This is a genomic window from Paenibacillus marchantiophytorum (genome assembly GCF_014640555.1).
GTDB classification, from domain to species: Bacteria; Bacillota; Bacilli; order Paenibacillales; family NBRC-103111; genus Paenibacillus_E; species Paenibacillus_E marchantiophytorum.
In genome coordinates, this window is sequence record NZ_BMHE01000056.1 from 1 (window position 1) to 17,502 (window position 17,502).

At 46.6% G+C, this 17,502-nt stretch carries 14 protein-coding genes; 11 read left to right on the plus strand and 3 right to left on the minus strand.

What is annotated here, in order from left to right; all coding sequences use genetic code 11:
- Positions 1–209 precede the first annotated feature (209 nt).
- Genes IEY34_RS37055 through IEY34_RS31110 form a run of 3 tightly spaced genes read left to right on the plus strand, consistent with a single transcriptional unit; the run spans position 210 to position 3,434 of the window.
- The gene (locus IEY34_RS37055; RefSeq protein WP_229757922.1) at positions 210–581 is read left to right on the plus strand and encodes a sugar-binding domain-containing protein; all 372 of its coding nucleotides are present in this window, start codon (positions 210–212) and stop codon (positions 579–581) included.
- On the plus strand, positions 529–2,307 hold the full coding sequence (locus IEY34_RS31105) for a glycoside hydrolase family 2 TIM barrel-domain containing protein (RefSeq protein WP_229757923.1): 1,779 nt from the start codon (positions 529–531) through the stop codon (positions 2,305–2,307). The genes IEY34_RS37055 and IEY34_RS31105 overlap by 53 nt, the downstream gene beginning before the upstream one ends.
- A gap of 26 nt (positions 2,308–2,333) precedes the next feature.
- Positions 2,334–3,434 (plus strand): glycoside hydrolase family 88 protein, encoded by a 1,101-nt coding sequence (locus tag IEY34_RS31110; RefSeq protein ID WP_189019384.1) that lies wholly within the window; start codon positions 2,334–2,336, stop codon positions 3,432–3,434.
- Positions 3,435–3,920: 486 nt separating this feature from the next.
- Here IEY34_RS31110 and IEY34_RS31115 read toward each other — a convergent pair whose 3' ends face one another.
- Positions 3,921–4,136, minus strand: coding sequence for a hypothetical protein (locus tag IEY34_RS31115; RefSeq protein ID WP_189019386.1), 216 nt, complete (start codon positions 4,134–4,136; stop codon positions 3,921–3,923).
- A gap of 299 nt (positions 4,137–4,435) precedes the next feature.
- Positions 4,436–5,218: a sugar phosphate isomerase/epimerase family protein gene (locus tag IEY34_RS31120; protein ID WP_189019388.1), complete on the minus strand. Its 783-nt coding sequence runs from the start codon at positions 5,216–5,218 to the stop codon at positions 4,436–4,438.
- A 188-nt stretch (positions 5,219–5,406) separates the two neighbouring features.
- Here IEY34_RS31120 and IEY34_RS31125 point away from each other — a divergent pair, with 188 nt between their 5' ends.
- A complete protein-coding gene (locus IEY34_RS31125) occupies positions 5,407–6,231 on the plus strand; it encodes an AraC family transcriptional regulator (protein ID WP_229757925.1) in 825 nt (274 codons plus the stop codon).
- A gap of 582 nt (positions 6,232–6,813) precedes the next feature.
- Here IEY34_RS31125 and IEY34_RS31130 read toward each other — a convergent pair.
- Positions 6,814–8,520 (minus strand): glycoside hydrolase family 2 protein, encoded by a 1,707-nt coding sequence (locus tag IEY34_RS31130; protein ID WP_189019392.1) that lies wholly within the window; start codon positions 8,518–8,520, stop codon positions 6,814–6,816.
- Positions 8,521–8,631: 111 nt separating this feature from the next.
- Between IEY34_RS31130 and IEY34_RS31135 the strand changes: the two genes are divergently transcribed.
- The 7 genes from IEY34_RS31135 (at position 8,632) to IEY34_RS31165 (ending at position 17,434) form a co-directional block, all read left to right on the plus strand.
- Positions 8,632–9,450 (plus strand): helix-turn-helix transcriptional regulator, encoded by an 819-nt coding sequence (locus IEY34_RS31135; protein ID WP_189019394.1) that lies wholly within the window; start codon positions 8,632–8,634, stop codon positions 9,448–9,450.
- A 72-nt stretch (positions 9,451–9,522) separates the two neighbouring features.
- On the plus strand, positions 9,523–10,020 hold the full coding sequence (locus IEY34_RS31140; RefSeq protein ID WP_189019396.1) for a CYTH domain-containing protein: 498 nt from the start codon (positions 9,523–9,525) through the stop codon (positions 10,018–10,020).
- Between the two features lie 234 nt (positions 10,021–10,254).
- A complete protein-coding gene (locus IEY34_RS31145; RefSeq protein WP_189019398.1) occupies positions 10,255–10,659 on the plus strand; it encodes a hypothetical protein in 405 nt (134 codons plus the stop codon).
- 23 nt (positions 10,660–10,682) lie between these two features.
- Positions 10,683–12,254, plus strand: a complete 1,572-nt coding sequence (locus IEY34_RS31150) for a methyl-accepting chemotaxis protein (RefSeq protein ID WP_189019399.1) — start codon at positions 10,683–10,685, stop codon at positions 12,252–12,254.
- A 16-nt stretch (positions 12,255–12,270) separates the two neighbouring features.
- A complete protein-coding gene (locus tag IEY34_RS31155) occupies positions 12,271–12,717 on the plus strand; it encodes a chemotaxis protein CheW (RefSeq protein ID WP_189019401.1) in 447 nt (148 codons plus the stop codon).
- The gene (locus IEY34_RS31160; RefSeq protein ID WP_189019403.1) at positions 12,710–15,220 is read left to right on the plus strand and encodes a chemotaxis protein CheW; all 2,511 of its coding nucleotides are present in this window, start codon (positions 12,710–12,712) and stop codon (positions 15,218–15,220) included. Before IEY34_RS31155 ends, IEY34_RS31160 begins: the two co-directional genes overlap by 8 nt.
- A 48-nt stretch (positions 15,221–15,268) precedes the next feature.
- Entirely contained in the window at positions 15,269–17,434 is a 2,166-nt protein-coding gene (locus tag IEY34_RS31165; RefSeq protein WP_189019405.1) for an EAL domain-containing protein, read from the plus strand.
- The last annotated feature ends 68 nt before the right edge of the window (positions 17,435–17,502 follow it).

The window sequence follows — 17,502 nt, forward strand, 5'->3', positions numbered from 1 at the left end:
GTGCAGCACCCAATCTATTTTTCTCAAGCATGAAGGTCATCTCCTAGAATAAATTCTGACCTCTACACCTTCGACAAAAGATTGGAAATACCTGCTAGTTAATTGTGCTGTCGTAGAAAAAAAACAAGTAGACATTAATTTTGTACATGCGACGTGTTTTGGATTTCTTTATAATGAAAGGATATCTGCATGTACATCAGGAGGAGCTTATGTTTACAAAGCGATTGAATACAGGTTGGGAGTATTTGCAGAGTTCGTTAGGCGGCGTCTGGGAAGTTTGGCGCAAAGATAAATTAAACAATCACTATAATCTTGCATGGCAGGAAGTAGAACTGCCGCATTGTTTCAATGCACTCGACGCTATGGAACCGGACAAACCTTACTACCAAGGGCCGGGCTGGTACAGGACCTTGTTGTCGATCGACAACCCGTACCCCAATGGGAGAACACTCCTTCATTTCGAGGGAGCCGGACAGCAAACGGAACTATATGTCTATGATCAACGTGTTGGCGGACATGAAGGCGGCTATGATGCAAGTATGGGATGCTGTAGGACAGGAAGTATTCACAGAGGTGTTTGATAAGGAAACGTGGGCAGGCAAGGAAGAAATCGCTAACTTTCAAATCGACAATTTTCAGCTCTGGAGCCCTGATCAGCCTCATTTGTATACGTGCAAAGTTACTTTGATGCCGGTGGATGAGGCCGTCGCAATCGAAACAGCTCTAGCTGTGCGGTTCGGTCTCCGTTATTTCGAGTTCATCGAGAAGGGACCTTTCCACCTCAATGGACGAAGATTGCTGCTTCGCGGCACACATCGGCATGAAGATCATGCCGGCGTAGGCGCAGCTATGACGGAGGCGATGATTCGTGAGGAAATGCGGCTCATCAAGGAGATGGGCGCGAATTTCATTCGCTTGGGACATTATCAGCAGTCGCGTATTGTGCTGGAACTATGTGACGAGCTGGGGCTGCTCGTATGGGAGGAAATCCCTTGGTGCCGCGGCGGTATCGGCGGCGATTCCTACCGTCAGCAATGCAAGGATATGCTGACGGCGATGATTGAGCAGCACCGCAATCATCCTTCTATTATTTTGTGGGGGCTTGGCAATGAGAACGACTGGGAAGCGGATTTCAACTATTTTGATGAAGAGGAAATTAGGGATTTCATGCGTGAACTGCATGCGTTGTCCCATGCGTTGGATGATACGAGACTGACGGCGATTCGGCGCTGCGACTTTTGCCGCGACATCATTGATGTGTATTCGCCTTCTATTTGGGCGGGATGGTATCGGGGTGTTTATCCGGAATATGAGACTTATACGCGTACAGGATTTGACAGTGTGGATCGATTCCTCCATGTTGAATGGGGAGCAGACAATGTGGCTGGACGCCATGTGAAGAAGCCATATACAGGATTCGAGGATATCCAAACCGGGGCAGGGGCTGAGGAGCGCGATGGTGATTACCTGCTGACTGGCGGCGATCCGCGCGTTTCCAGTTTGGGCGATTGGTCGGAGACCTATTTCTGCGACATGATTGATTGGTACTTGCGCGCGCAGCAGAGAATGGACTGGTTGACCGGCACTGCGAAGTGGTCTTTCAAAGATTTCTCAACCCCGGTGCGACCAGATTCGCCGATTCCTTACTTGAATATGAAGGGCGTCGTTGAACGGGATTTCAGACGGAAAGAAGCCTATTATGTCTTTCAATCTTATTGGTCTGAGCAGCCAATGGTTCGCATTTATGGCGGAAGCCTGCCTGTTCGTGCGGGGAAAGCCGATGAACAGCAGACCATCAAAGTGTATTCGTACTGTTCGATTGTTGAACTTATTGTCAATGGAAAGAGCTACGTGAAACGAACAAGAGACACGCAGAACTATCCTTGTGCAGGTTTGCGTTGGGATGTGATTCTGCCATCAGGGGAGAATCGCCTTGTAGCTGTCTCCTCTGGCGAAGGCGATATCGTAGTTCAAGACGAGACTACGTTCATTTACCAGACGGAAAGTTGGGAACAACCTGCCGCACTGCGGCTGACCGCTTATCAACACTCGGATGATGGCATTTTTGTCGAAGCTTTGGCGTACGACCAGCATGGCGTGTTTTGTGCGGATGCGGCGAATTTGGTGCATTTTGGCCTAGCGGGGTCAGGGAAATTACTTGATAACTTAGGAACAGTTAGAGGTTCCAGAACGCTAGAACTTGCGAATGGACGTGCCCGTATTTATGTGGATTTGAAGGGCGGGACATCGATCGTCTCCGTGCATGGAGAAGGATTAGAGCCTTCGTTCGTGAAGATGAATAGTTGACAATATAACACAACCGTTAGGAGTGGATGGAATTGGATATTTTGAATCTGTGGCCGCAATTGCAACGCAAAGTCGACACCATGATCGAGCAAATCGGAAGTAAATCTCCACACGTGGAGAAAGAGGGCGTGTACGATGATGCCCGTTTGGATTGGTGGACATCAGGCTTTTGGCCAGGACTCTTATGGATTATGTATGACGTCTCCCAAGAAGACAAGTATCGTCAGCAAGCTTGGGATTGGGATGGGAAAATAGAAGCTTGCTTCCTGCGGGAGAACAATTTCCATCATGATGTTGGCTTCCAATTCCTGCCTACGGCAGTAGCCAAATACAAAATGACAGGGGATCAGGATGGGCGTAGAAGAGGGCTGCACGCAGCGAATTTCCTTGCAGGACGCTTCAATCAAGCCGGACAGTTCCTGCGCGCTTGGAATCAGGACAAGCATGGCTGGGCGATTATAGATTCCAGCTTGAATCTATCCTTGCTCCTCTGGGCAGCCGAAGAGCTTGGCGATCCGCGGCTTAAACAAATTGCCATGGCGCATGCGGATACGGTTTTGGAGCATTTCATTCGGGATGACGGATCAGTCTGTCATATCGTTAGCTTTAATCCGGACACGGGTGCATTCATCGAGGCGTTGGGCGGGCAAGGGTTCTCCCCGACCTCCGCGTGGAGCAGAGGACAGTCGTGGGCTTTGCATGGTTTAGCGAACGTGTACCGATATACGGGAGAGAGCCGTTATTTGGCTGCTGCGAAGCGGGTAGCCCATTACTTCATGGCGAACACCACGGTGGATCCCATTCCGTTATGGGATTTCCGCACGGGTGATGCGGATTTGAAGTTGAAAGATACGTCCGCCGCCGCTTGCGCGGCCTCTGGGCTGCTTGAAATCGCCTCGCTGGTACCAGCCGAGGAGGCGGATTTATACCGGAATCAGGCAATCCGGATCATGGATGCGCTGACGCAGGATTACGCGGATCTGGATGGATCAAGGGAGTCAATCCTCAGAGAAGGCACCGGACATAAGCCAGCGGGACAAAACGTCAACGTAGGACTGATCTACGGGGATTATTATTATATAGAAGCCGCAGCCAAGCTGAAAAACTGGACGCAGCGAATTTTCTAAGCTGAATTGAGTTCCCTTCGAGTTCCCTTGAAGGGAGCTCTTTTTCATTGGAACCTATTGGACCCCATTGGACAATTTCCAGCAGAACGCATCATTGGTGCGATTGACTGGGGGGGGATGTATGAATTCCAGTGGTGCAAAGGCAATGAGAGGCTGCCCCTAATTTACTTTAGGGGCGCCTTTATTTATAAACGGTGAGTCATCCCAACCGCCTCGCGCGGATAAGGGAACTCCAGTGCGCTATTCCAGCAAAATGCTTCATTTTACTGAGTCAGAGGGAACTCCAGTGCGCTATTTTGCTTTTTAAGTGGAAATTCAGCAGTTTTCGCAGAAATAAGACCCTGTAGTTCCGCTAATCCCCGAGCATCCCTGCTATTTGCCCAAATAGCGCCCTACAGTTCCCTTAAGAGTAGCTGTCGCTTGAAAGATGCTCAAACTCTCAGGGCGGCGAAGTCGTTTTCTCACATTTAAGCCTAAATTGCTGCTTTAGCAGGTTACGCTGATGTCATCAAAGATCGCTTTGGTATTCGCATAGACACGAGCTCCAATTTTGCCGCTCGCAAGTGCGCTGTCCGTGGTGCTGATTTCCAAATTACCGTCTTTGTAAATTGAAATGGAGAGTTCCATCTTGCGGCCGGTTTTATCGTTGTTTTTCAGAAACAGCACATAGTAATTATTGTCGTCTGTGTAGCGGAAGACCAATTCTGCATCCTTATTTCCATTTGTATTGTTGGTGACGTTGACCTTCGCTTCGAAAGTATCATTGGTCCAGTCAGCATTCCCGGCGAGAGATAGGCTTAGCGCGGAATTGGCTTGACCGCTGTATTGGTTGCTTACTACACTCCAGGTTCCGCTGGTCGAGGCTGCTTGCCTTGCAGCAAACCCCTGACTTTATGGATCCCCTCTTTCTTTGAAATCGCTGTCATTTTGATCATAGTGGAAGAACTGGTTGTCAGCCATGATATATCATGGTCAATGTGTGATCAATGTTAGCCAAATGGTTAAGCACCCTTATGGATGCGGCTAATCACCTCTTTCAAATAGGAGATGCTATCGCTAAGTCCGCCATTTAATGCCGGCCAGTGGCACTCTGCAGAAAGCTTGCCTGTGTAGCTGATGGCTTGTAATATCTCAGATAATTTTTGATAAGGATAAACGCCTGTTCCAGGGGCATGTCTTCCCGTATCTGCAAGATGGATATGAGCGATACAATCCTTGTGTGTGAGGATTGTATCCAGAGGTTCTTTCTCTTCATCCATATGATAAAAGTCGGCTAGCACCCTTACTGTTGGGCTATTGATTTGCTTCGCCAAATGAACGGCATCGGCTACGCTGTTCATCAAATTGGATTCCTTGCGGTTCAGCGGTTCCAGCGTCAATGTAATGCCGTTTCCTTGCCAATCTTCTGCAATCCAGTTCAGCAGCTCCAACATCTGATCTTCAGCGTGCTGACGCTCCCAATTCTCAGGGATCATGCGGGCTTTGCCGCTGCCAAGCACAACAACCTCCACGCCGATTCGGCTTGCCGCTTCTCCAGCCTTGTTGACGTAGCGCCGGATTCTCTCACGATCCACTTGCGGACCTACCAACTTCATGCCGTCTGGCGCGAAAATATTCAAGGCACGTACGGGAAGCGGGGAATTAACATACAGGGGAATTCTCTCCCCTAATGATCGTTCATCCTCAACTTGCAGCGATGACAGAGCACATTCCACATAATCCAATCCATGAGCCGCAAGCAGCTCCGCTTGTTCAATTCCTGCACACCAACCGATTTGATTCATGTCGCATTCCTCCTTGAGATGAGTGCTTTCATGTTCATTGTAATAAGCATACAAACGTGTGAAAATGGCTAAAGGTATTGAATGATGTCTTTCAGTACGATTAAGGATACGTATAATTCCCTTTGTTGTTCAAGGGTCTATTCGTACGTATACTGGAAGTAAGAACATCTGGGAGCTGATGAACGTTGGTGAATCGGAATATCATAGACGAATTGAGTGAATATGTAGAGCTGCGTTTAGGCAGCATCGGCACGGCTAGTCATGATAGAGGCTGGACGGAGACGAAACAGCATCCGGACTACGATATTTGGCTGGTGACCAACGGAGAGGTTGAGGTTGATGTTCAAGGCGTCACGTCTGTGGCAAAAGAAGGGGACATCGTTTTTTTCAATCCTGGCGTGACCTATACCGCTGCTTGTTCCCTGAACCCCTGCAGTCACATATTTGTCCACTTTGATTTCTCGTTGGGTGAACGCTTTAACTTCCTGAATGAGTTTGATCTCATGGGCATTATTGGCGGGGCCTATCTGACTAAGGAGAGAGAGTTATTCAGAGGAGCCTTCGATGCTTACCAGAACAAAGAGCCGATGGCGTCATTAATGCTCAAAGGTTTCTTCCTCGCATTGTTAGCCCGTCTTTTAACGATTCCGCAACACCCTCCGAGAGGGCTGCAGGGAGCGGAACTACACTCGAAGCATTTTACCAAGCTGGTTCCAGTGCTGGCGTATATCGAGGCGCACATCGGAGAGCGCATAGCGGTGGAGCAATTGGCTGAGATGAGCAGTATGTCGCCCAAATATTTCTATGCTTTTTTCAAAGCCCAAATGGGCGTGACGCCGCAAAATTATGTGACTCGTCTTAAGCTGAATCGAGCCAGGGAATATTTGTACGAGGGGAAACTGACCGTGAAGCAGATTGCCTATCAGCTTGGCTTTGCCGATCCGTATACGTTTTCTAAGATATTTAAACGCTTCCATAAAATTGCGCCGTCCAAGTACTATGGGCATACGTAGTATTTGTAACACAATTGGAACATTCCTGTTACAGTCCTCTAACATTGGTGAGGTATTATAATAAACAAGACCCCCCTTTTTTAATATAAACTTTGGACCTGGCCCCGTTGGCTAGGTCCCTTTTTTTGTCTATTCGTTTTAGAGGATAGGAGAACGCAGCGTGCAGCTGGGTGGATAAACGCAAAAAGAGGCTGACTCTAAAGGTTGAAAACCAAGAGCAAGCCTCTTTATCAAAATATAAGAGTTTATATGTTTTGGAGTGAACGCGGAGTTATTCCAACTGCCTCTCGTGGAAGTAAAGGAACTACGATACGCTATGCAAGCTAAAAGTGTCATTTTCGGATAGGATGAGGGAACTACAGTACGCTATTTTGCCGTTTCATGGGAATTTTCAACGTTTTCGTGGAAATAAGACCCTGTAGTTCCGCTATGACCCACGCCCCCCTACTTTTTGCCTAATTAGCGTCCTCTAGTTCCCTTACAAGGTTTTGCCGCTAAGAAGAGACTGATCTATCAGGGCGGCGAAGCCGTTTGTCTTAATTTCCAGATGGGGCGAAATCTTATTGGGCGCTCCCTAATCCCTTACCGCTCCGATCGATAAATCTCCTTCACCAAGCGATAAGCGAGCTTAGGCTTGCGATACTCGTTGAGCAAGCCTTTATTGTTAAAGCTCCGCGCCCGATCGCGGAAGTACGGGCGATCGCTGCGCACGTCGACGCGAATGTCGGCGAAGTGCCAGATCAAGGTGCCGACGATGCGTGAGTCGGCACGGAAGATCTTCAGTGCCTGCTGCACGACATCAGCTTGATAATCCTCGCTGAATAAGCGCGGTTCCCAGCCGGCGTCGCCAAAGATGCCCGCGGCGCCGAATTCGCTCATGATGACCGGCTTGTCGCCGGCACCTTGCGATTCGGCATTCCGATAATAGGCCTGCAGCATGTCGTGGAATCCGTCGACGCTGCCTTCGTACCAGCCGTAATATTTGTTGATGCCAATGACGTCAAAGTAGGACAACACGATGTCTTCTACAGGATGCATGGTGGCGTAAGTGACCAGACGGCTGCCATCCATGCTGCGTATTTGGCTGACGAATTTCTTCGTAAGCTCCAGGGCTTCATTCGTACGTGTATCGATTTCGTTATGTGCACCCCAGAAGATAATGGACGGATGATGATAGTCGCGGCTGATCATCTCGCCGAGCATATGGACGCCGCGATCCGTGAAGATTGGGCTTGCCAGTGTTTCGGTGCTCATGAAACACCCCCACATCGGGATTTCGCTCCAGAGCAGCATGCCATGCTCGTCGAGCAGATCGATCCAGAACTGACTTTGCGGATAGTGGGACCCGCGAACGATGTTGCAGCCCATATCCTGGAGAATAGCCAGGTCCTTCAGCATGAGCTTAGGCGGGAACGCGAATCCCCACTCCGGATGCTCCTCGTGCCGATTCACGCCTTGCAAATAGAGCGTCTTGCCATTGAGTAGAATTTGCCCATTCGACACGTCCAACGTGCGGAATCCGGTGCGGTCGATGAGATCGTCTTCGCCTGCGCGAATCGCAAATGTATACAATTCAGGTTGACCTACGTCCCATATGCGAACGTTCGCGAGACTTCCACGAAGTGTAAGCTTAGAGGATTGGCCTGCTCTAATCTGGACGGTTGCTGCTGAGAAAATAGCCGCCTCTGTGGAGACATCGATTTCAATTTCTTGATCTGCACGGCTAAGTGAGTTTAATTGGACGTGCAGCTCAACATCGGCTGTATCGCCGCTTAATGTATAATCGATTTTCAAAGAATCAATATAGACATCAGGCAATTCCTGCAGTTCGACCGACCTGATAATACCTCCATAAGAGTACCAGTCTGCCACATCTGTAGGCAGTGTCTGCCAATCCAAGGTACTGTCGACACGAATAATTAATTCATGCTTACCCTGCGCAAGATGAGGAAGCACAAGCGCAAACTGGGTATATCCACCGAAATGATAACCTAGATGCTGACCGTCAACATAGACATCCGCATGATGAAGGATCCCTTCAAAGATGAAGCGAAGATTAGCTTCTTGTGTGGTGTCGAAGTAAGTACGGTACCAAGCGGCACCGATATATGCATAGAGGCCAAGTTCATTGTTCCAACAGGAGGGTACGACAAGCTTTTGCGACTGTGCAGGGAATTGCGTATACCACTGTTCGGTCAATCCGAGATTACCAGGATCCGTGACGAAATCCCATAGTCCATCCAAAAGTCGGGTATGGCGAAGGTGATGCTGATGAAAAGTACGTATCACAGGAAAAATCCCCTTTCATGTATGTTTAGTACAGAGTATCATGGAACTAGTGTATTATATATGGAGAAAGTAGTTTGATATTTGTCAAAATCGCTTTGAGAGTGGTGGGCCATGGAAACGAAATCACACCGAATGTACCATCTTCGTTTAACCTATGAGAAGCTGCCCGTGCCAGGTTGGAAAGATATTCGCAACATGACGGACATTCATTCGTTCTACTGGATAATGGGCGGGAAGGGCGAATTCTCTCATTCCCTGGACGAGAGGCCGATCCATGTGCAATCCGGCATTCTGCTTTACTTGAAGCCCGGCTTTACATTAAATATGATCTCATCCGTGGAGCATCCGCTCCATATCCAAATGCTATTATTTGATGTGCTGGATATTCCGTATGAGAATCAGATTTGGCAGCAGCCAATCCCTGTAGATTCGCTGCATCTTCCTTTTATCCAAACGTATTCCCCGGAACAGGCGGTCTGGATTCAAGAGCAGATGAAATTAATAGGAGCAGCGCCCAAAGCAGATTCCCATGAAGATCGGACGGAATTCCAATATCATTTGTCCAAACTAATTCAGTATATGAAAGAGACAGATTCTTCGTCGGATCCCTACCTGAAGGCTTATCAGGAAGCGAAGTTCTGGATGGAAACCTGCTATAATTGTCCTCTGCGAATGGAGGAAATAGCTCGTACGCTTCATGTTTCTGTTTCCCAATTACGTAAGCTTTTTATGCATCACTTAGGCATTTCTCCGAAAGAATATTTGAATAGAATCCGAAATGAGAAGGCCAAGACGCTGTTGCTTCTGACAGAGGAGCCGATGAAAGCCGTGGCGGATGCCTGTGGTTTTGCTGATGAATTTCATTTTGGCAAAATGTTTCGTGCTTGGAATCAGATTTCTCCTGCCCGTTTCCGTGCCTTGCATAAATGAGCTAACGTTTTTTTGGATGTGGCGTGGTAAAATAACGGTCATATCGATATGACATGGAAAAGAGGATGTTCAATGGGTTCAGAAATTGAAAGAAAGTTTTTATTGCCAGCCTTCCCCACACAGGAATTGAGTCGTGAAGAAGTAAAATTAGTATCCAAACAATATATTTATCAAACGTATTTGGCATTTTCCGAAGATCAGGAAATCCGTGTTCGTCACTTGGTGGATAGCTCAGGCTCTGACTATTTCACGCATACCTTCAAGTCAGGGCATGGGCTCGTGCGGGAAGAGATTGAATACAGCATTTCGGAATCTGTCTACAAGCAGTTGTTGGAGCGCACAGGATTAATTCCATTGGAGAAGATTCGCACGACACTTGCATATAAGGAATTGCTGTTTGAAATCGATGAATACAAACAAGTAGATTTAATGGTGGTTGAAGTGGAATTCGACGATCTTGAAGCAGCGGAGCGCTTTGAAATACCAGCGTGGTTCGGCCGTGAATTAGGCCAAGAGGAAGAATTTCGCAATAAATCGATGTGGGTAGCCCTGCAGAAGCAGCACTTATAGATCCAGCAGCGTATGGATAGGGCTAAGAGGTTGAATTTGATCCGAACCTTGGGATCAAATTCAGCCTTTTCCATTTTATTCCGGGTGTTTTTTTACAGATTCCTAACAAATGTAAGGCTCAAATGTTAGATTACGTTAGCTAACTATTAGGAAAAATAATGTTTAGCTAAGATTTAAAATAGATTTTAAATAACAACTTTTAGGTAAGATGTGGTTACTGAGAGGTGACCATCTATGAATTTGAAGCACTACTATCGCCAGCAGTTTCTCGAATTAATTACACAATTTGAACATCATTGGGAGGAGGACCCGTTATATCACTATGGTTTTCGTTGGCATTCGGAGACGAATTCCTCTTACAAAGAAATATTTCAGATTTCTCAATTTCCTGATGAAACGCTGTATATGATCTATACCATCGAACTTCCCGACACTTACAAGCGAACGAATATTCACGATGTGGTCAGAAGTGCTTCTTCTCCCTATGAGCTGTCCATGTATTATTTTGCCGATAAAATTTTGTTATCAGCTTGTGTATGCATTGATTTTTTGCAGCAGACATCGTTGGGTTTCTTGAATCAAGCAAGAGGAGAACTTATTGATCTTGTTTTCTCGGCTATACAAATACAAAACATTTAACGAGATATTAGGGGGATTTAGTGATGAAAGCAACCATTAAAATGAAACTGCTTACCAGTTTTATTATCGTACTGGCGCTAACTTTTGCGGTAGGACTTGTAGCAATCATGAAAATGAATGCCATTCAGACATCTGCGATGAATGTTCAGGGAAATTGGCTTCCAAGCATTTTGAAAATCGATGAAATTAAAACGAACTTTTATGAAATTAGAGTGGGGCTTCACCAAATCATACTGGAAGATGAGCCGGATAAAATTGCTAGCGTACAAACGACCATAAACAAAAATAAAGAACAATTAAACGCAGAATTAAAAGAGTATGCTGGTCTCGTTAATCCAGGTGAAGAAACGACTATCTATAACCAACTTCTTCAGAATATTTCCTCCTATACGGGCCAAACGGACGCTATTATTCAATTAGCCATCAAAAATGAAGATAAACAAGCACAAGGCATCGTCGATCAAGTTCGCCCCTTCCGTGTGCAGATTTCTGATTTGTTTGAGAAGTGGATTGTTTACAACAAAACAGGCGCCAAGCTGGAAGTCGATAAAGCCGTTGATCAAAATCAGGAAGGAACCCTGATGATTCTTATTTTTGGCCTTATTGCGATTGTTGTTGGGATCACGGTTGCCTTGGTGTTGTCAAGCAGCATCTCCAAAACGGTGCACTCCTTATTGTCCGTTGTTATGAAAGCTTCGGCAGGTGATTTAAGAGAGAAAGCGATGGTGAAAACGAAGGACGAGCTTGGTTCCCTAGCTCAATCTTTCAATGAGATGCTGGATAATTTGCGTGCACTGATTGGCCAAACCGTGTCATCCTCGCAAAATGTAGCCGCCGCCGCCGAAGAAATATCGGCAACGACAGAGCAGATTGCCAAAGGCAGCATGCATCAAGCAGAATCGACACAAACGGTTAATCATCTGTTTAAAGAGCTTTCTGTGGCTATCGATTCTGTCGCAAAGAATGCGGAAGTGGTTGCTGAGCTTTCGGAGAAAACAAGAAATGGCGCCAAAGAAGGCGGAGTTGCTGTACAAGCTTCTGTGACGTCAATGGGCAATGTTTCGAAGCAAATGTCTTTACTTGAACAAGATGCGATGAAGATCGGGCAAATCATCGAGGTGATCGATGATATCGCAGATCAAACCAATTTGTTAGCCTTGAATGCAGCAATTGAAGCAGCTAGAGCTGGTGAACAAGGAAGAGGCTTTGCTGTTGTGGCAGAGGAAGTAAGGAAGCTTGCCGAACGCAGTGGTGAAGCCACCAAACAAATCGCCATCATCATTAAAGGGATGCAAACCAACACGGATCTGAGTGTAAAAGCCGTATCCGAAGCTGCAGAGCTGTCCGAGCTTACCGGTGTGCAATTTGACAATATCGTGCAAATGGTTGCGAATACCGCACAGCAAGTATCCGAGATTGCCGCAGCAAGCGAAGAGCAATCCGCACAATCCGAAGAAGTGCTTACCTATATTCAAAATATTGCGGCAGTAAGCCAAGAGTCAGCTGCGGCTGCCGAAGAAACCGCCAGTTCTTCCCAATCGTTAGCACAACTAGCAGATGAATTGAATCAGTCCGTTTCGAATTTTAAGGTGTGAGGAAGAGGGGCCATACATGACGACAACGACAATTACCCCCTTATATGTGGAATGTCAGATCAAACAGGAATATTACGCGTTCTCGATTGTGTATATCCAGGAAATTATTAAAATGCATGAAATCACAGTTTTGCCTGGGGCAAATAAGAACCTGCGCGGTGTGATCAACCTCAGAGGTCATATCATCCCGATTTATTGCTTGCGTTCGATGCTGCAGCTGAGAACAGAACTTGATACGAAACAAACGCGTATCGTCATTGTTAATTTGGCTGGAAAGACATTAGGGCTAGTTGTCGATTGTGTGAGCAGAGTGTTACGGTTCTCTGAAACGAAACCCGTTTCCGAAGAATTCGGTCATAAGGGACGTGTCTATCTGCATGGGATCGGTCAATACGAAGATCGTTTCATCGGTATACTGGATGTTCAGGAGCTATTTCTTCAGGAGGTGAGGGGCTATGAGTGATTTTCAGATAGAAATGTACATGGGTGTGTTTCTGGATGAATTAAGTGAGCAGCTGCTGTTGCTGGATAAGCGTTTGTTGGAGTTGGAGGAAAGCGGGTCCAATCCAGAGACGATGCAAACGATCTTCCGTATCGCTCATACACTCAAAGGCTCCTCGGCTGCCATGGGGTTTGATAAGCTCAAAGCGGTTATGCACAATTTGGAAAATATTTTTGATCACCTTCGCAACGACCGTATTCAAGTCAGCACGGAACTAATGAATGTGTTCTTTCAAAGCGTCGATTATATCAAACATCAGCGCGAGCTGTTTATGAAGGGCGTTTACGAAGAGCAATCGGTGGATCAGCTTATCGTTATGCTGGAGCGAGCTTCACGTGCGGAAACGGCTTGGGCTGGGGAATTGGCGGATGAACAACCTTCCAAAGATATTCTGAGTACACCGGTAGAACAGTATCTCACGTCAGTTCGTATCCGGATTGAGTCTGATGCCGTTATGAAGGTGGTACGAGCGGCCCTTGTACTTCGAGAGCTGCAGGAACTTGGCACTGTGTTGTCCATGCAGCCCACATTTACGGACACGACGACGGACGAAGAGTTGGATGGCCCTATTCTGTTTATCCTGACTTCCAATGAGGAATGCCGCACCATTCAGGAGAAAATAAACCAGATTTCCCAATTGTCAGAGGTCGTCGTTGCACTAATGAACAATGATCAGCCAGCACGGCCAGAGAAAGAGCAGTATCAGCCACCTCAAGCGGCAATTGTACATAGTACGCCAGCAAATCCGGGGAAAACCGCTGCTTCCACAGTGAAAGAAACGGCTCAGGTTTCTCATACTGTACGTGTTGATGTACAGCGATTGGAGCACCTCATTAATCTAGTCGGTGAATTGCTGATTGACAATACGCGGTTAGTTGATGTGAAGAAACGGCTGCAGGATAAATACAAGCAGGACCCGGATGTTAATCTGCTGGAAGATATCACGCATCATTTGGGCAAAATTGTTAGCAATATGCGAGATGGTATGATGAAAACGCGGATGATTCCAATCGAGCAATTGTTCAGTAGATTCCCACGGCTTATTCGAGATTTGTCGCAGACAGCTAACAAAGAAATCGGATTGACCATCGAGGGGAAAGAAACCGAGCTAGACCGCACGCTTATCGAGGAAATCAGCGATCCTTTGATCCATATTATCCGCAATGCGGCTGATCATGGCCTGGAAAGTCCAGAGGGTCGAGAGGCTGCCGGAAAACCGCGCAAAGGCCAAATTCTGATGAAAGCTGCCCATGAAGAGAATTCGATTGTGATTACGGTGAAAGATGACGGACGGGGGATCGACCCTGAGCGCATACGCAAGAAAGCGGTGGACAAAGGCTTTATTAATGAGGAAGAATCGCTTCATTTGACGGAGAAAGAAGTGATTTCGCTGATCTTTCATTCTGGCATGTCCACAGCCGAGCAGGTGACGGAATTGTCCGGCAGAGGTGTGGGAATGGATATCGTGCGCTCCCATATTGAGAAGTTGAATGGTTTGATCGATATTGATACCGTGGTTGGCAGCGGGACGACGATTACGCTCAAACTACCCTTAACACTTGCCATCATCCGTTCGTTGCTTGTTCGTCAAGATCAGCGTACGATCGCTATTCCGCTTGCTAATATTATCGAAATCTTCCGTTATGATGAACAAGAAATTCAGACACTGCACGGCCAGGAAATCTGTCATGTGCGCGGTGAAATTTTACCCTTGCTGAGATTGAATCACTTGCTCTCGCCAGGTCAAAGCACGAAGCAAGAAACGACGAAGACCAGACAGTCGATTCTCATGATCGGCATGGCAGAGAAGCGTGTTTGTCTCGTCGTGGATCAATTGATTGCCAATCAGGAAATTGTGATTAAATCGTTGGATGAAATTGTCGGGCATGTTCCTTATATTTCAGGTACGACGATATTGGGCGACGGACTGGTTGCCCTGATCCTGGATGTAAATGCCATTATGCAGAAGTCCACTTCGGCTCACTTGCGTTTTGGTTCCAGAGAGCGCGCTATCAAAGGGAAACACACCATGAAGAAAGAGCTAGTGACGATTCGCTTCGATGCTGAGTGGTATGGCTTCCATCTTGAGCATGTGCAAGAAATTTTAGCGATTCCCCCGATCACGAAGATTGCGGGTGCTGAACCGCATGTGCTGGGCATCATGCAGATTCGTGATGAACTGCTGTTTGTTTATGATCTGCGCGCCAGCATGGGTTTATCTATTCAACCAGCGTCCAGTTATTCTCGTGTGCTGATCGTTCAGGACGGAGAGCAATCCTTCGGAATTGCGGTAGATTCGGTAACCGAAATTCTCACGGTCTACGAGCATGAGTTGGATGAAGATATAGCACAACAGAAGGCCTCTTTGTCCATGATACGAAGCATCTACAAGAAGGATGAGCGATTGATACAAGTTTTCGATAGAGAAAGTTTGTTCTCGCGGTTGAAAACTGTTTCGGTTTAAGAAACGTTTGTCTGGACAAGACGAATTCAAAAGAATTAGGTGACAAGAATGAGAACATTCCGTGTGTTAATCGTTGATGATTCCATCGTCATGAGGAACATGATCGCCACGCTCTTTGCCAAAGATGAACAGTTTAAGGTTGTCGGCTTCGCGGTTGACGGGGCCAATGCACTGGACAAAATCGTCGAACTGCAGCCCGATCTCGTGACACTTGATATAGAAATGCCAGAGATGGACGGACTAACGGCACTTCATCAGATCATGACCTTTCACCCAGTACCTGTTATTATGCTGAGCAGCTATACAGAAGAAGGATCCAAGGCTGCACTGAAGGCGCTTGAGCTGGGAGCCATGGATTTTTTTCAAAAAGAACAGCTATTCCAAAAGTCGAGAAATGGGGTAATGATAGAGGAGTTTCTCTTGCGCTGCAAAACCGCTACGCGCAAGAAACTGTTCCTTCATAATGAGACCAGTAAGCTCGGCAAAGAGCAATCGATTAAAATGCATTTGGAAATGCTTACGTTTCTGCTGAAAATGGAAGAGGAACTGCTCCAATTTCATGATGAGCTGAAACAAAAAATCAAACAGCAAAATGGACTGCTCAAGAAATTTCGCAAAGAAGCTGATCAATTTCGCTACATGGAATGGCAGGGATCTTTGTTCAATCGGTTTGGTGCTAAAGCTGACGAGGCCGTGGGGAAGGGTCCCCGCGATGTGTTCCCGGAGGAACTTGCAGATCACATGCTGCCCTTCTATCAGGCGGCCTGGGATCAAGAAGCCGAGGTCATCGATTTTGAAACGGAGTGGCATGGGTATTATTACTTAACGGTGCTGCGGCCGATGAAACGAAATGGCGTCATCTCGGAAGTTATTTCTCTAACTGTCGATATTACAGAATCGAGGAGTATGGAGGAACGCATCCGCTACTTAATGAATCATGACGCATTGACAGGGCTGCCTAATCGACATGGCCTGATGAAGTGGCTGGAAGACGCGATTAAGCAGCGGGAGCGATTTGCCGTTGTTTTTGTGAATTTGGATCATTTCAAGCTAACCAATGAAACATTTGGCCATGAAACGGGAGATCGTATCTTGCAAGTGATTGCCCGCAGACTCAAGAATAATGCTTTTTCCGAGGAATTGTCGGTATTCCGGGTAGGCAGCGATGAATTCGTCGGCTTGGTGAAGAATCATTCGGAGAGTGAATTGGATAGGTTCGTGAATACCGTCATGCAAAGCATTAATCAACCGATTCGTATCCTGGATCACGAAATTTATATTTCCCCTTCCATCGGGATAAGTCGGTATCCACAAGATGACCAGGACTCAGAAACCTTGATCCGTTATGCCAATATTGCAATGGACTATGCCAAGGAAATGGGCGGGAACCAGGTGCAGTATTTCAATTCGCAAATTTATGCCAAAATTGAACGGCGCATTAAGCTTGAAAAACATATGCGGAAAGCCTTGGAGAGAAATGAATTTATTCTCATGTATCAGCCGCAGGTTGATTTGCTGGAGAAGCGAATTATTGGTTTTGAAAGCTTAATACGCTGGGATAGTCCGGAGCTTGGACGTGTATCACCACTTGAATTTATTCCGATTGCGGAAGAAACAGGGTTGATTTTCAACATCGGCAAATGGGTGCTGCAAGAGGCTTGCCGACAAAATAAGCAGTGGCAGGAGCTTGGTTTCCCCAAAGTGACGATCGCTGTGAATCTGTCATCCAAACAATTCTATGATCATTCGCTCAAAGATCAAATTCTCAATATCCTCAAGGAAACAGGACTAGAACCTCATTACTTGGAATTAGAAATTACGGAAAGCATGACCATGGATGTTCAAGTTGCCTTGGCGACTTTAAATAGTTTCCGCAATATGGGGTTGAAAATTGCTATGGATGACTTCGGAACAGGCTACAGCTCACTAAGCTATCTCAAAGAGTTTCCCATCCATAATTTAAAAATTGATCAATCGTTTGTCAAAGATATCTCGATCAATCCGACGAATGCAGCTATTGTGAATACAATCATTGCTCTTGCGCGCAACTTGAAGCTAGTCGTCATTGCCGAAGGCGTAGAAAATGAGAATGATTTGAAACTGCTGCAAGAATTCCATTGCGATATGGCTCAAGGCTATTTCTTTAGCCCTCCAGTTGAGGCAAGTAAAGTTCCCGACCTCTTTGCCAACAGTAAAACGCCGCTGCATGAGTAAGCATTTATCGGCGGCGTTTTTGTGCTTCAATGTTATTGGGAAATGAACTAGACCCGGCACAATTCGAC

What these genes read in the sequence shown, in the direction of transcription:
- IEY34_RS31145 (WP_189019398.1), top strand. Translation starts at nt 10,255, where the DNA reads ATGAATTTGAAGCACTACTATCGCCAGCAGTTTCTCGAATTAATTACA.
- IEY34_RS37055 (WP_229757922.1), top strand. Translation starts at nt 210, where the DNA reads ATGTTTACAAAGCGATTGAATACAGGTTGGGAGTATTTGCAGAGTTCG.
- IEY34_RS31110 (WP_189019384.1), top strand. Translation starts at nt 2,334, where the DNA reads ATGGAATTGGATATTTTGAATCTGTGGCCGCAATTGCAACGCAAAGTC.
- IEY34_RS31135 (WP_189019394.1), top strand. Translation starts at nt 8,632, where the DNA reads ATGGAAACGAAATCACACCGAATGTACCATCTTCGTTTAACCTATGAG.
- IEY34_RS31155 (WP_189019401.1), top strand. Translation starts at nt 12,271, where the DNA reads ATGACGACAACGACAATTACCCCCTTATATGTGGAATGTCAGATCAAA.
- IEY34_RS31160 (WP_189019403.1), top strand. Translation starts at nt 12,710, where the DNA reads ATGAGTGATTTTCAGATAGAAATGTACATGGGTGTGTTTCTGGATGAA.
- IEY34_RS31165 (WP_189019405.1), top strand. Translation starts at nt 15,269, where the DNA reads ATGAGAACATTCCGTGTGTTAATCGTTGATGATTCCATCGTCATGAGG.
- IEY34_RS31150 (WP_189019399.1), top strand. Translation starts at nt 10,683, where the DNA reads ATGAAAGCAACCATTAAAATGAAACTGCTTACCAGTTTTATTATCGTA.
- IEY34_RS31105 (WP_229757923.1), top strand. Translation starts at nt 529, where the DNA reads ATGATGCAAGTATGGGATGCTGTAGGACAGGAAGTATTCACAGAGGTG.
- IEY34_RS31140 (WP_189019396.1), top strand. Translation starts at nt 9,523, where the DNA reads ATGGGTTCAGAAATTGAAAGAAAGTTTTTATTGCCAGCCTTCCCCACA.
- IEY34_RS31120 (WP_189019388.1), bottom strand. Translation starts at nt 5,218, where the DNA reads ATGAATCAAATCGGTTGGTGTGCAGGAATTGAACAAGCGGAGCTGCTT.